Origin of the sequence: Pandoraea nosoerga, assembly GCF_902459585.1 — a bacterium.
GTDB classification, from domain to species: Bacteria; Pseudomonadota; Gammaproteobacteria; order Burkholderiales; family Burkholderiaceae; genus Pandoraea; species Pandoraea nosoerga.
In genome coordinates this window covers 201,218-213,331 of the sequence record NZ_CABPSC010000010.1, presented here as the reverse complement: position 1 = coordinate 213,331, position 12,114 = coordinate 201,218, and the positions used below count along the sequence as shown (strand labels likewise).

At 66.5% G+C, this 12,114-nt stretch carries 12 protein-coding genes; 8 read left to right on the top strand and 4 right to left on the bottom strand.

What is annotated here, in order from left to right:
• Positions 1-248: 248 nt before the first annotated feature.
• Entirely contained in the window at positions 249-1,049 is an 801-nt protein-coding gene (locus PNO31109_RS14535) for a basic amino acid ABC transporter substrate-binding protein (RefSeq protein ID WP_150556172.1), read from the bottom strand.
• 84 nt (positions 1,050-1,133) lie between these two features.
• Positions 1,134-1,910, bottom strand: a complete 777-nt coding sequence (locus tag PNO31109_RS14530; protein WP_150556171.1) for an enoyl-CoA hydratase — start codon at positions 1,908-1,910, stop codon at positions 1,134-1,136.
• 502 nt (positions 1,911-2,412) lie between these two features.
• On the opposite strand from PNO31109_RS14530, the gene paaN reads away from it, so the two are divergent.
• The 5 genes from paaN (at position 2,413) to paaK (ending at position 8,350) form a co-directional block, all read left to right on the top strand.
• Positions 2,413-4,107 carry a phenylacetic acid degradation protein PaaN gene (paaN, locus tag PNO31109_RS14525; protein ID WP_150556170.1) on the top strand — a complete coding sequence of 565 codons (1,695 nt, stop codon included), beginning with the start codon at positions 2,413-2,415 and terminating at the stop codon, positions 4,105-4,107.
• Positions 4,108-4,303: 196 nt separating this feature from the next.
• Positions 4,304-5,506, top strand: a complete 1,203-nt coding sequence (gene pcaF / locus PNO31109_RS14520; protein ID WP_150556169.1) for a 3-oxoadipyl-CoA thiolase — start codon at positions 4,304-4,306, stop codon at positions 5,504-5,506.
• A gap of 46 nt (positions 5,507-5,552) precedes the next feature.
• Positions 5,553-6,335, top strand: coding sequence for a 2-(1,2-epoxy-1,2-dihydrophenyl)acetyl-CoA isomerase PaaG (gene paaG / locus PNO31109_RS14515; protein WP_150556168.1), 783 nt, complete (start codon positions 5,553-5,555; stop codon positions 6,333-6,335).
• Between the two features lie 143 nt (positions 6,336-6,478).
• A complete protein-coding gene (gene paaI / locus PNO31109_RS14510) occupies positions 6,479-6,937 on the top strand; it encodes a hydroxyphenylacetyl-CoA thioesterase PaaI (protein WP_174966395.1) in 459 nt (152 codons plus the stop codon).
• A 117-nt stretch (positions 6,938-7,054) separates the two neighbouring features.
• The gene (gene paaK, locus PNO31109_RS14505; RefSeq protein ID WP_150556167.1) at positions 7,055-8,350 is read left to right on the top strand and encodes a phenylacetate--CoA ligase PaaK; all 1,296 of its coding nucleotides are present in this window, start codon (positions 7,055-7,057) and stop codon (positions 8,348-8,350) included.
• Positions 8,351-8,432: 82 nt separating this feature from the next.
• Here paaK and mltA read toward each other — a convergent pair whose 3' ends face one another.
• Positions 8,433-9,575, bottom strand: coding sequence for a murein transglycosylase A (gene mltA / locus PNO31109_RS14500; protein ID WP_150556166.1), 1,143 nt, complete (start codon positions 9,573-9,575; stop codon positions 8,433-8,435).
• On the opposite strand from mltA, the gene PNO31109_RS14495 reads away from it, so the two are divergent.
• Complete coding sequence (locus PNO31109_RS14495; protein ID WP_150556165.1) at positions 9,574-9,828, top strand: hypothetical protein; 255 nt, start codon at positions 9,574-9,576, stop codon at positions 9,826-9,828. The genes mltA and PNO31109_RS14495 overlap by 2 nt on opposite strands.
• 31 nt (positions 9,829-9,859) lie before the next feature.
• Here PNO31109_RS14495 and apaG read toward each other — a convergent pair whose 3' ends face one another.
• The gene (gene apaG, locus PNO31109_RS14490) at positions 9,860-10,234 is read right to left on the bottom strand and encodes a Co2+/Mg2+ efflux facilitator ApaG/CorD (protein WP_039375444.1); all 375 of its coding nucleotides are present in this window, start codon (positions 10,232-10,234) and stop codon (positions 9,860-9,862) included.
• Positions 10,235-10,531: 297 nt separating this feature from the next.
• On the opposite strand from apaG, the gene rpe reads away from it, so the two are divergent.
• The gene (gene rpe, locus PNO31109_RS14485) at positions 10,532-11,212 is read left to right on the top strand and encodes a ribulose-phosphate 3-epimerase (protein ID WP_150556164.1); all 681 of its coding nucleotides are present in this window, start codon (positions 10,532-10,534) and stop codon (positions 11,210-11,212) included.
• Entirely contained in the window at positions 11,209-11,928 is a 720-nt protein-coding gene (locus tag PNO31109_RS14480; protein ID WP_150556163.1) for a phosphoglycolate phosphatase, read from the top strand. Before rpe ends, PNO31109_RS14480 begins: the two co-directional genes overlap by 4 nt.
• Positions 11,929-12,114: the final 186 nt, after the last annotated feature.

The following is a 12,114-nucleotide window of genomic DNA, read 5'->3' as shown; positions in this document are numbered from 1 at the left end:
GTTTTTTCGCACCTCCCGCTCGCCGCCGTAGCGACTCGCCCGCTCAAAACCGCCAACCACCGGGGCCTCTCGGCCCCTCCCGCCCCGTCGCTTCGCCGCTTGCGCCGCGTCGCCGTCGTTGCGAGAGACGAGATATTAGTGAAAACCCCGAAGCCGTGCAAGGCCTTTGTGAAAATAATTTGAATGCCCATGAAAAAACCCCGTCGTGACGGGTTTTTTTCCATGCGGGCGGCTTACGCCGCGACTTCTCATTTCTTGCCGAAGTAGCGCTCGTAGATGGCGTCGTACGTGCCGTCGGCCTTGATCGCATCGATACCCTTGTTGATCTTGGCGAGCAGCTCCGCATCTCCCTTGCGCACGGCAATGCCGTAATACTCCTTCGGGAAACTGCTATCGGAAACCGTGCGCAGCTTGGCGTTCGGATTGTTCGAGATGAAATTCACGACCACGCCGTTATCGGCGACCACCGCGTCCACACCGCCAGCCTCGAGTTCCTTCATCGCAAGCGGCGTGCCTTCGAAGCGCTTTACGGACGGATTGTTCTTGCCCATGAGCTTCTGCACGACTTCGTCGCCCGTCGTGGCCGTCTGCACACCGACCTTCAACGATTTCAGGTCGTCGAATTTCTGAACGGTCGAGTTGACCGGCACCGCGATGAGCTGCGACGCCTCGAAGTACGGCGTCGAGAAGTCCATCTGTTTGCGACGCTCGTCCGTGATCGTGATCGCCGAAATCAGAATATCCCTGTCGCCCTGTACCAACGAGTTGAAGATTCCCTCGAAAGGCGTATTGATGAACCGGACGGAAATGCCCGCCTTGTCGGCGACAGCCTTCATGACATCGATGTCGAAGCCGGCGATCTGGCGGGTATCGGTCTCGAACTCGAATGGCGCGTAGGCCGCGTCCGAGCCCACGACGTACACGGGTTGCGAGCCTTCAGGCCCCACCGACCGGCCCGCGGCGGATTCCTCCTTCTTTCCGCAGGCGCCCAACAGCAGCCCCGAGGCCAACATCAAGGCCAGCGCAAATGCACGTCGGTTGATCGACATCGTTTTGTCCCTTGCTGAAAAAACCGGCAGCCTATCACAGGACGGCCTCCAAAAAGGAAGCCGTCGCGGTTTTTCACCGACGCGTCAGCGATGCTTGAAAACCGGCTTGCGCTTTTCGACGAACGCCGCCATGCCTTCTTTCTGATCTTCCAGTGCGAACAGCGAATGAAACAGCCGGCGCTCGAACTGCACGCCCTCGTCGAGCGTCGATTCGAAGGCACGATTGACGGCCTCCTTGGCGGCCATGACGACCGGCAGCGAGTATTCACAGATGGTGTTGGCCGCGCCCACGGCCTCATCGAGCAGTTTGTCGAGCGGCACCACGCGCGACACCAGTCCGGCACGCTCGGCCTCCGTGGCGTCCATGAAGCGGGCCGTGAGACACATGTCCATGGCCTTGGCCTTCGACACGGCGCGCGTGAGACGCTGCGTGCCGCCCGCCCCCGGTATCACGCCGAGCTTGATCTCCGGCTGACCGAACTTCGCGTTGTCCGCCGCGATGATGAAATCGCACATCATCGCCAGTTCGCAGCCGCCGCCCAGCGCGAAACCCGCCACGGCCGCGATGACCGGCTTGCGGATACGGCGCACGGTTTCCCAGTTGCGCGTAATGTAGTCGCCCTTGAACACGTCGGCGAAGGTGTACTTCGACATCATGCCGATGTCGGCGCCCGCGGCGAACGCCTTCTCGCTGCCGGTGATCACCATGCAGCCGATGGCGTCGTCGGCGTCGAAAGCGCTGAGCGCCGCGCCCAGTTCGTCCATGAGCGCGTCGTTGAGCGCGTTGAGCGCTTTCGGACGATTCAGCGTGATCAGGCCGACGCGGCCGCGCGTCTCCACCAGAATGTTCTCGTAAGTCATCCTCTTCTTCCTCCAGTCAAAGTCTCGTCTTGTGATAGGGGCTGATGGCCGCGAGGCAGCGGCAACCCAGCGGCAACGCGGCGGCAGCGCGGCGGCGCACGCGACGAACCAGCAGTAGCGGCTCACCGGGCGTCGACTGCAGTGGTTAGGCATGATGCCATCGATCCCCGGGGGACGCACCTCTCGTTCCGCCACGCAGACAACGCCCCCCCTTATTGCGCCCTCATTGCCCCGCTCATCGCCCCCCCCCGCGCCGTGCCCACCGGCGCGGCGCCGCAGCGCCGCTGGCGTCGGGGAAAACCCGGCGTCATCGCATGCCACGCCGAAAAGATTTGATGCTATATTAACAAACCAACCGGTCGGTTAATTAATGTCGACAAACGATATCGACGACGACCGCCGGGGCCGTCCCGGCGTCTTGCCGCGCGCGTCGTGCACGACCGTGCCCGCCGGCAGACAACGAACCCGCCAGCCGCATCCCGACACGGACAGATCCACGACCATGACCCATCCCTTCTTCGCCAAACACCAGGAGACCCTCGAGCGCGCCCTGCAGGCCATCGCCACGCGTGGTTACTGGAGCCCGTTCACCGAAATGCCGAGCCCGCGCGCCTATGGCGAAACGGCCGCCGCCGATGGTGAAGCCTCCTTCAAGCAATATCTGAATGCCGCATTTCCGCTGGCGCAGCGCGGCAGCACGGGCAGCGTCGGCCAGGAAGTCTCGCCGTTCGGCTTTGCGCTGGGTACGACTTATCCCGGTTTCGAGATCGACGCCCTGCTCGCCCGCGTAAGCGACGCCCACAAGACCTGGCGCGCCGCGCCGCCGCAGACCTGGGTGGGCGTGTCGCTGGAAATCCTCAAGCGCCTGAACGAGCGCAGTTTCGAGATGGCCAACGCGGTCATGCACACCACGGGCCAGGCTTTCATGATGGCCTTCCAGGCCGGCGGCCCGCATGCCCAGGACCGCGGCCTCGAAGCCGTGGCCTACGCCTGGGACGAGCTGCGCCGCATTCCGGACACGGCCTACTGGGAGAAGCCGCAGGGCAAGAACCCGCCGCTGGCGATGGAAAAGCGTTACACCGTCGTGCCGCGCGGCGTGGCGCTGGTGCTGGGCTGCTGCACGTTCCCGACATGGAACGGCTACCCGGGCCTGTTCGCGAGCCTCGCAACCGGCAACGCCGTGATCGTCAAACCGCATCCGGGCGCCATCCTGCCGTTGGCCATCACCGTGAAGGTCGCGCGTGAAGTGCTCGAGGAGGCCGGCTTCGATCCGGACGTCGTGACCCTCGCCGCCACCAATCCGAACGACGGCGCCCTCGTCCAGCAACTCGCCAGGCGCGACGAAGTGCGCGTGATCGATTTCACCGGCAGCACCGCCAATGGCGACTGGCTCGAGACTCACGCCCGCCAGGCGCAGGTCTACACCGAGAAGGCCGGCGTGAACCAGATCGTGATCGACTCGACGGACGATCTCAAGGGCATGGCACGCAACATCGGCTTCTCGCTGGCGCTGTACTCGGGCCAGATGTGCACCGCGCCGCAGAACATCTACATCCCGCGCGACGGCATCCAGACGCCGGACGGCAAGGTCTCGTTCGACGAAGTGGTCGCGGCCATTGCCGCGAGCGTGCAGAAGACCTGCAGCGACCCGGCCAAGGCCGTGGAACTGCTCGGCGCCATCCAGAACGAGGGCGTGCTCGCACGCATCGACGAGGCGCGCAAGCTCGGCCGCGTGGTGCTCGACAGCCAGCCGTTGCAACACCCCGCGTTTGCCGACGCCCGCGTGCGCACGCCGCTCATCGTGGCGCTCGACGTGGCCGACGAAGCCACTTACACGCGCGAATGGTTCGGCCCGATCACCTTCGTGATCGCCGTGGACAGCAGCGCCCAGGCCTTCGCACTGGCCGGACGCACCGCCGCCCGGCATGGCGCGCTCACGCTGTCGGCCTACACGACGAGCGCCGAGGGCGAGGCCCAGGCGCTCGACGCCGCCCTCGAAGGCCGCGTTGCCCTGTCGCTGAATCTCACCGGTGGCGTCTTCGTCAACCAGTCGGCCGCCTATTCGGACTACCATGGCACGGGCGGCAACCCGGCCGCGAATGCCAGCCTGGCGGACGCCGCCTTCGTCGCCAACCGTTTCCGCGTCGTGCAAAGCCGCCACCATGTGGCGGCCCGGTCCGAAGCGGGCGGCGCCTGAGCGGCACGCGGCCCTACTGAGCGGCACACGACCCCTATATTAGAGAGAGGACACCGGGCGAAGTCACCGCACACGCGCCCGCGCGACAGGAAGTCATTACCATAGTCACTCGCCGTCGCGCGGACCGCCGCCGGCCGCACCACGCGCGCCGCCGCCCCCTCTTCTATAGCTCACGACAAGACAGGAACGAGACATCATGACCGAAGCCTTCATCTGCGACGCGATCCGCACGCCCATCGGCCGATACGGCGGCGCCCTGAAGGACGTGCGCGCCGACAACCTTGGCGCGATCCCGCTCAAGGCGCTCATGGCGCGCAACCCGAACGTCGACTGGACGCAGGTCGACGACGTCATCTACGGCTGCGCGAACCAGGCCGGCGAAGACAACCGCAACGTGGCCCGCATGGCCGCGCTGCTCGCCGAGTTGCCGATCGACGTGCCGGGCGCCACGCTCAACCGCCTGTGCGGCTCGGGCATGGACGCCATCGGCACCGCCGCGCGCGCCATCAAGGCGGGTGAAGCCGGCCTGATGATCGCCGGCGGTGTGGAATCGATGACGCGCGCGCCGTTCGTGATGGGCAAGGCGGACAGCGCCTTCTCCCGCCAGGCGGCGATTTTCGACACGACCATCGGCTGGCGTTTCATCAATCCGCTCATGAAGGCGCAGTACGGTGTGGACTCGATGCCGGAGACGGCCGAGAACGTGGCCGACGACTTCAAGATCAACCGCGAAGACCAGGACCGGTTCGCGCTGCGCAGCCAGGAAAAGGCGGCGCGTGCGCAGGCCGACGGCACGCTCGCGCAGGAAATCACGCCGGTCTCGATCCCGCAGAAGAAGGGCGACGCCATCGTCGTCGAGCGCGACGAACACCCGCGTGGCACGAGCCTCGAAGCGCTGGCCAGGCTCAAGGGCGTGGTGCGCCCGGACGGCACCGTGACGGCCGGCAACGCCTCGGGCGTGAACGACGGCGCCTGCGCCCTGCTGCTCGCGAGCGAGAGCGCCGCCAGGCTGCATGGCCTTACGCCTCGAGCCCGCGTGCTCGGCATGGCGACGGCCGGCGTGGCGCCGCGCATCATGGGCATCGGCCCGGCGCCGGCGACCGTCAAGCTGCTCAAGCAGTTGAACATGACGCTCGACCAGTTCGACGTGATCGAGCTCAACGAAGCGTTTGCGAGTCAGGGTCTGGCCGTGCTGCGTCAGCTCGGCGTGGCCGATGACGACGCCCGCGTGAACCCGAACGGCGGTGCGATCGCGCTGGGTCACCCGCTGGGCGCCTCGGGCGCGCGTCTGGTGACGACGGCCATGTACCAGTTGCACCGCACGGGCGGCCGCTACGCGCTGTGCACGATGTGCATCGGCGTGGGCCAGGGCATCGCCATCGCGATCGAGCGCGTCTGATTTCGCGCGCCGTTCGTCACTACAAGACATCCGGAGGAAGACACCGATGACCGCCACGGTTCAACTGACGCTGCAAGCCAACGTCGCGACGATCACGCTCAACCGCCCCGAGAAGCTCAACAGCTTCACACGGCAGATGCACGCCGAGCTGCGCGACGCACTCGACGCCGCCCAGGCGCAAGGCGCGCGTGCGATCGTGCTCACCGGAGCCGGCCGCGGCTTCTGCGCCGGCCAGGATCTGGCGGATCTCGACTTCACGCCGGGCGCCTCGACCGACCTCGGCGCGCTGATCGACGAGAACTTCAACCCGCTCGTGCGCAAGCTGCGCGCGATGCCGCTGCCGATCGTGGCGGCGGTAAACGGTATCGCCGCCGGCGCGGGGGCGAACCTGGCGCTCGCCTGCGACATCGTGCTGGCAGGCGCTTCCGTGAATTTCCTGCAGGCATTCGTGAAGATCGGCCTGCTGCCCGATACGGGCGGCACGTGGTTCCTGCCGCAGCGCGTCGGCATGGCGCGCGCCATGGGCCTCGCCATGCTCGGCGACAAGCTCTCGGCCGAGCAGGCGCAACAGTGGGGCCTGATCTGGCGCTGCGTGGACGACGACGCCCTGATGCCCGAAGCCCAGAAGCTCGCCGCGCACCTCGCCACGCAGCCCACGCTTGCGCTGGCGACCATCAAGCAGGCGCTGTACGCGTCGGCGACCAACACGCTCGACCAGCAACTCGATCTCGAGCGGGACGGCCAGCGCGCGCTGGGCGCCTCGTATGATTACGCCGAAGGGGTGAATGCGTTCCTCGAGAAGCGCGCCCCGAAGTTCGAGGGCCGCTGAGCCCCGCCCCCTCAGGGCAAGCCAACCGGATCGCCATCACGAACGGCCCCACAGACAACACCAGCGACGCACCGAACGCCAGGACCGCACGCACCGCGCGGCAGACCATAACAAGCGCAGCACAACGAGACGAGACAGACACGATGAGCCCGAGCACCCCCGCCACCATGGCGACCGCCGAGATGACCCCGGAAGCACTGGCCCGCGCCACGGGCGAGGCCATGTACCGCAGCGACCGCGCGAGCCAATGGCTCGGCATGGAACTGCAGGAAGTGCGCCCGGGCTACGCCCGCATGACGATGCGCGTGCGCGACGAGTTCCTCAACGGTCACGCCATCTGTCACGGCGGCCTCATGTTCACGCTGGCGGACTCGACGTTCGCTTTCGCGTGCAACAGCTACAACGTCAATGCCGTCGCAGCCGGTTGCAGCATCGAATTCCTGAAGCCGGTCGCCGGTGGCGATACGCTCACGGCCGAGGCACAGGAGCAGGTGCTCTCGGGCCGCCATGGCATCTACGACATTCGCGTGACGAACTCGGCCGGCGATGTGGTCGCCATGTTCCGCGGCAAGTCCGCACAGATCAAGGGCAGCGTCATCTGAGCTGGCGGCCCGGCAGTACGCGCTTTCGCTTCGGTCCCGGGACACACGACCAGGGCCATGAGAGCGCGAGACACACGTTTGAGCACTAGTAAGTTGCAAGTCCCCAAGGAGACAGTCATGACCACCGCCTTGCCGCTCGAGCCGATCGAGAAAGCGAGCCTCGACGAACTGCGCGCCCTTCAGCTCGAACGTCTGAAGAAGACGTTGCGGCATGCCTACGACAATTCGCCGGTCTACCGCCGCAAGTTCGACGAAGCCGGCGTCCATCCCGACGACGTGAACTCGCTGGCCGATCTGGCCAGATTCCCGTTCACCACGAAGCAGGATCTGCGCGACAGCTACCCGTTCGGCATGTTCGCCGTGCCGATGGAGCAGGTCTCGCGCGTGCATGCGTCCTCGGGCACCACCGGCAAGCCGACGGTCGTGGGCTATACCGCCAACGACATCAGCACGTGGGCCGACCTGGTGGCGCGCTCGATCCGCGCATCCGGCGCGCGACGCGGCGACAAGGTGCATATCAGCTACGGCTACGGGCTCTTTACGGGCGGCCTGGGCGCGCACTATGGCGCCGAGCGCGCGGGCCTCACCGTGATTCCGTTCGGCGGCGGCCAGACCGAGAAGCAGGTGCAGCTCATTCAGGACTTCAAGCCGGACATCATCATGGTCACGCCGAGCTACATGCTCGCGATCGCCGACGAGCTCGAGCGCCAGGGCATCGTGGCCGCCGAGTCGTCGCTGCGCATCGGCATCTTCGGCGCGGAGCCGTGGACCAACGACATGCGCTCGGCCATCGAAAAGCGCATGGGCATCGACGCCGTCGACATCTACGGCCTGTCCGAGGTGATGGGTCCGGGTGTGGCGTGCGAGTGCGCCGAGACCAAGGACGGTCCGACCATCTGGGAAGACCACTTCTACCCCGAGATCATCGATCCGGAAACCGGCGAAGTGCTGCCCGACGGCGAGTTCGGCGAACTGGTGTTCACTTCGCTCACCAAGGAAGCGCTGCCGATCATTCGCTATCGCACGCGCGATCTCACGCGTTTGCTGCCGGGCACGGCGCGCACGATGCGCCGCATGGAGAAGATCACCGGCCGCTCGGACGACATGATGATCATCCGTGGCGTGAACGTCTTCCCGTCGCAGGTCGAGGAGCTGCTGCTGCGCCAGCCGGTGCTCTCGCCGCACTACCAGATCATTCTGGACAAGGAGGGCCCGATGGACACGATGGCCGTGGAAGTCGAAGCCGCCGTGGGCTGCGACGACGCCGCAGCGCTGCAGACGGCGGGCAACGAGCTCAAGCGCGACATCAAGACGCTGATCGGCGTGTCGTGCGCCGTGCGCGTGAAGCCCGTGGGCGGCATCGAACGCTCGGTCGGCAAGGCGCGCCGCGTGATCGACAAGCGCACGCGCTAACGCCACGAGCGCGCACGTCGCCATGAAAAAGCCCGCGAATTCGCGGGCTTTTTTTGCGTCCTGGCGGCCGTGCCGCCGCGGCTTACTGATTCGGCAGGAACACCCACATGCGGCCGCTTTGCCGCATGCGTCCGGCCAGGTCGCCCGCGTCGTCGCCGAGCCCCCAGAAGAAGTCGGCGCGCACGCCGCCCTTGATGGCGCTGCCGGTGTCCTGCGCGAACATGAGCCGGTTGATCGGGGCGTTCGCCTGCGGACCAAAGGGCGGACGCGTCGTCGAGAGAAACACCGGGCTGCCCAGCGGAATCGACGCCGGATCCACCGCGATGGAGCGCTCGGCCGTGAGCGGCACGCCCAGCGCGCCGATCGGGCCTTCGATGCCGCCCACGCCGTGATTGGGCATCTCGCGAAAGAAGACGAAGCGCGGGTTCACGTCGAGCAGCGCATCGACGCGCGAGGGATTGGCGCGCGCCCAGGCGCGGATGCCCTGCATGGTCGCCTGCGCGGCCGTGATCTCGCCGCGATCGATCAGCCAGCGGCCGATCGACTTGTACGGCTGATCGTTGCTGCCCGCGTAGCCCACGCGCATGACGCTGCCGTCGTCGAGCAGAATCTGTCCCGAGCCTTGCACCTGCAGGAAGAACGCTTCGATGGGATCGTCCACGTAGACCAGTTCGTTGCCGCGCAGCATGCCGCTGCGGTTGAGCTCCGCCCGGGCGGGCAGCGTGCCGGGCTTGCGACCGGAGGGCCATTTGTAGAGCGGCGTCTGGTACACGCCGCCGCGCACGCGCGAGCCGTGCAGCAGCGGCTCGTAGTAGCCGGTGATCAGGCCGGTCTGCGTGCCGTCGGAGTTCGCAATGCGGAACGGCGTAAAGTATTGTTCGAAGAACTGCCGGACGGCCGCCGGATCGAGATCGTCGAGGCGCTCGGAGGCGCGGCACGCCGGCTGCCAGGACGGCTGGCGGCTCAGTTTGACGCAGCTCTGCGCGAGCGCCAGACGCGCGCCGATGAGCGAATCGTCCTGCCAGCCCTCGACCTGAGACCACGACACGGGCTGCATGCGGCCGGCGCCGGCAGGCGGCGTCGCCACGTTCGAGGGCGGCGCGCCTGGACGATAGGTGCCCGACGGAGGCACACTGGAACAACCATAGAGCAATGCGGCAAACGCGGCGAGCGCCAGGCCCCGGCCGGCGCGCCACCGCCCGAACACATTCAGGAAAAGCGTCATGGGTAATCTGTTCGATGAATATCCGGCCTTGCTGGTCCTGCCGGAGGTGTTGCTGGCGATCGTGATCGTCGCCGCGATCGTGATCCTGCGTCGCAAGCCGTCGCCCACGCGCCGCAGGCGCCACACACGCGTGGTGCAACCGATGCCGAGCGACACCGTCGAGGGCATCGACCCGCTCGAGCCCGATCCCGCCGCGCGCGCGACCTCCGGCGATCCGCTCAAACGGGAAGACTGGTCCGACGACCGTCGCTGACGTTCGGTGAGCGCTGCGCGCATGCCGCGGCTCAGTGCAGGGTGCGCGGCATGGTGAGCGCGAATTCGGCAATCGGCGCTTCGAAGCGCGTGCCGTCTTCCGCCACGCAGAAGTACTCGCCTCGCATGGTGCCCACGGGTGTGGCGACCATGGCCCAGCTCGTGTATTCGAACTGTTCGCCCGGTTGCAGGAACGGCTGATGACCGACCACGCCCAGGCCGTTGACCTCCTGCACGTGGTTGTCGCCGTCGGTGATGACCCAATGGCGCGAGATCAGCTGGGCCGGCACTTCTCCGCTGTTGCGAATCGTGATCGTGTAGGCGAAGGCGAACTGCCGACGGTCCGGTTCCGATTGCTCCGGGAGGTATTGCGGGCGCACCGTGACGGTAAATTCGTACTGGCTCATCGCGTGTTCCTGTTGCGCATGCGTGCTCTGTGTTGGCGTTCTGGTCTGGCGGCTCGCGCCGCTCGTTCGATGACGGCCTGCCGGGTGTGCGAGGCACACGGGCCGTCTCGTTTTGCAAGGCATTCTGCGGCAAGTCGCGACGGGTCGCAATGGGTCGCAATCGGTCGCAGCGGGCCGCCGCCGGCCTCGGGCGGGCCCCGGCAATCGGCGCCGGCGCGGCGCCCGGTCGGCCGGCGGCGGACAGGCGCCATGCGAAAGCTTTAAAATACCGGTTTTGACGCTACTCCCCCGCCCGCCATGACGCAATTCTGTATCGCCCCCAGTATCCTGTCCGCCGACTTTGCCCGGTTGGGCGAAGAAGTCCGTAACGTCGTGGCGGCGGGCGCCGACTGGATCCATTTCGACGTCATGGACAACCATTACGTTCCCAACCTGACGATCGGCCCGATGGTTTGCGAGGCGATCCGTCCGCACGTGGACGTGCCCATCGACGTGCACCTGATGGTGCGCCCGGTCGATCGCATCGTGCCCGACTTCGCCAAGGCGGGCGCGAACCTCATCACGTTCCACCCGGAAGCCTCCGAGCACATCGACCGGACGCTCGGCCTGATCCGCGATAACGGCTGCAAGGCCGGCCTGGTGTTCAACCCGGGCACGCCGCTGCATTACCTCGATCACGTGATGGATCGCCTCGACATGGTCCTGATCATGTCCGTGAACCCGGGCTTCGGCGGCCAGTCGTTCATTCCCGAAGCGCTCAACAAGCTGCGCGCCGTGCGCGCGCGCATCGACGCCTACACCGCCGACACGGGCCGCGAAATCCGTCTCGAGATCGACGGCGGCGTAAAGGTCGAGAACATCGCCGAGATCGCGGCGGCGGGCGCCGACACCTTCGTCGCCGGCTCGGCCATCTTCGGCAAGCCCGACTACAAGGCGGTGATCGACCAGATGCGCGCCCGACTCGCGAGCGTGGCATGACACAGTCGCAAACCCCACCGCGCCTGGACGGCATTCGCGCAGTCCTGATCGACCTCGACGGCACGCTCGTCGACACGGCCGGCGACTTCGGCGTGGCACTCAACGCCATGCTGGCCGATCTGGGCGCCGAACCTGTGCCGACCGAGCGTCTGATGACGTTTGTGGGCAAGGGCACCGCGAACCTCGTGCGCAAAACGCTGGCCGAGCGCTTTCCCGCGGACGAGATCGACGCCCTGTTCGAGCGCGCTCAGGACAAGTACGAAGCCGTCTACACGTCGATCAACGGCCAGCACACGGCGCTTTATCCGGAAGTGCGAGAAGGTCTCGCGGCCCTGCGCGCCGCCGGCCTGCCGGTGGCGTGCATCACCAACAAGCAGCATCGCTTTGCGGTCGATCTGCTCGCGCACTACGGCCTGTCGGATCAGTTCGACCTGGTGTACGGCGGCGACTCGTGGCCCAGGCGCAAGCCGGACCCGATGCCGCTCGTCAAGGCATGCGAGGCGTTCGGTGTGCCGCCGTCGCAGGCGGTGCTCGTGGGCGACTCGGGCAACGACGCGCAGGCCGCCCGGGCGGCGGGCTGCCGCTCGCTCACGGTGCCATACGGCTACAACCACGGCGAATCTATACAAACGATCGACACGGATGGTATAGTCGCCTCAATTCTGGGCGCGGCCAGGGTGATCCTGCCCGATGCAACGCCCACACTGGCGAGCTGAATTCGTCATCTTCCACCGTGCATTCAAACGCATGTTCCTGAACAAGAAACGGAGTCTGAGCGTGATCGACCGGGGGGCCTGGCCCTGGCGACGCTGGTCCTGCTAAACCCTTCCAAGGGGTGGCCGGGACCGCTGGAGCTCGTCTTCAGCAACCCGTTTCTTGCATCGTTGTCGTTCCCAAGAGTC

Bases quoted from the DNA above. Each gene is read 5' to 3' on its own strand.
- PNO31109_RS14535 (WP_150556172.1), bottom strand. From the start codon at position 1,049: ATGTCGATCAACCGACGTGCATTTGCGCTGGCCTTGATGTTGGCCTCG.
- PNO31109_RS14530 (WP_150556171.1), bottom strand. From the start codon at position 1,910: ATGACTTACGAGAACATTCTGGTGGAGACGCGCGGCCGCGTCGGCCTG.
- paaN (WP_150556170.1), top strand. From the start codon at position 2,413: ATGACCCATCCCTTCTTCGCCAAACACCAGGAGACCCTCGAGCGCGCC.
- pcaF (WP_150556169.1), top strand. From the start codon at position 4,304: ATGACCGAAGCCTTCATCTGCGACGCGATCCGCACGCCCATCGGCCGA.
- paaG (WP_150556168.1), top strand. From the start codon at position 5,553: ATGACCGCCACGGTTCAACTGACGCTGCAAGCCAACGTCGCGACGATC.
- paaI (WP_174966395.1), top strand. From the start codon at position 6,479: ATGAGCCCGAGCACCCCCGCCACCATGGCGACCGCCGAGATGACCCCG.
- paaK (WP_150556167.1), top strand. From the start codon at position 7,055: ATGACCACCGCCTTGCCGCTCGAGCCGATCGAGAAAGCGAGCCTCGAC.
- PNO31109_RS14495 (WP_150556165.1), top strand. From the start codon at position 9,574: ATGGGTAATCTGTTCGATGAATATCCGGCCTTGCTGGTCCTGCCGGAG.
- mltA (WP_150556166.1), bottom strand. From the start codon at position 9,575: ATGACGCTTTTCCTGAATGTGTTCGGGCGGTGGCGCGCCGGCCGGGGC.
- apaG (WP_039375444.1), bottom strand. From the start codon at position 10,234: ATGAGCCAGTACGAATTTACCGTCACGGTGCGCCCGCAATACCTCCCG.
- rpe (WP_150556164.1), top strand. From the start codon at position 10,532: ATGACGCAATTCTGTATCGCCCCCAGTATCCTGTCCGCCGACTTTGCC.
- PNO31109_RS14480 (WP_150556163.1), top strand. From the start codon at position 11,209: ATGACACAGTCGCAAACCCCACCGCGCCTGGACGGCATTCGCGCAGTC.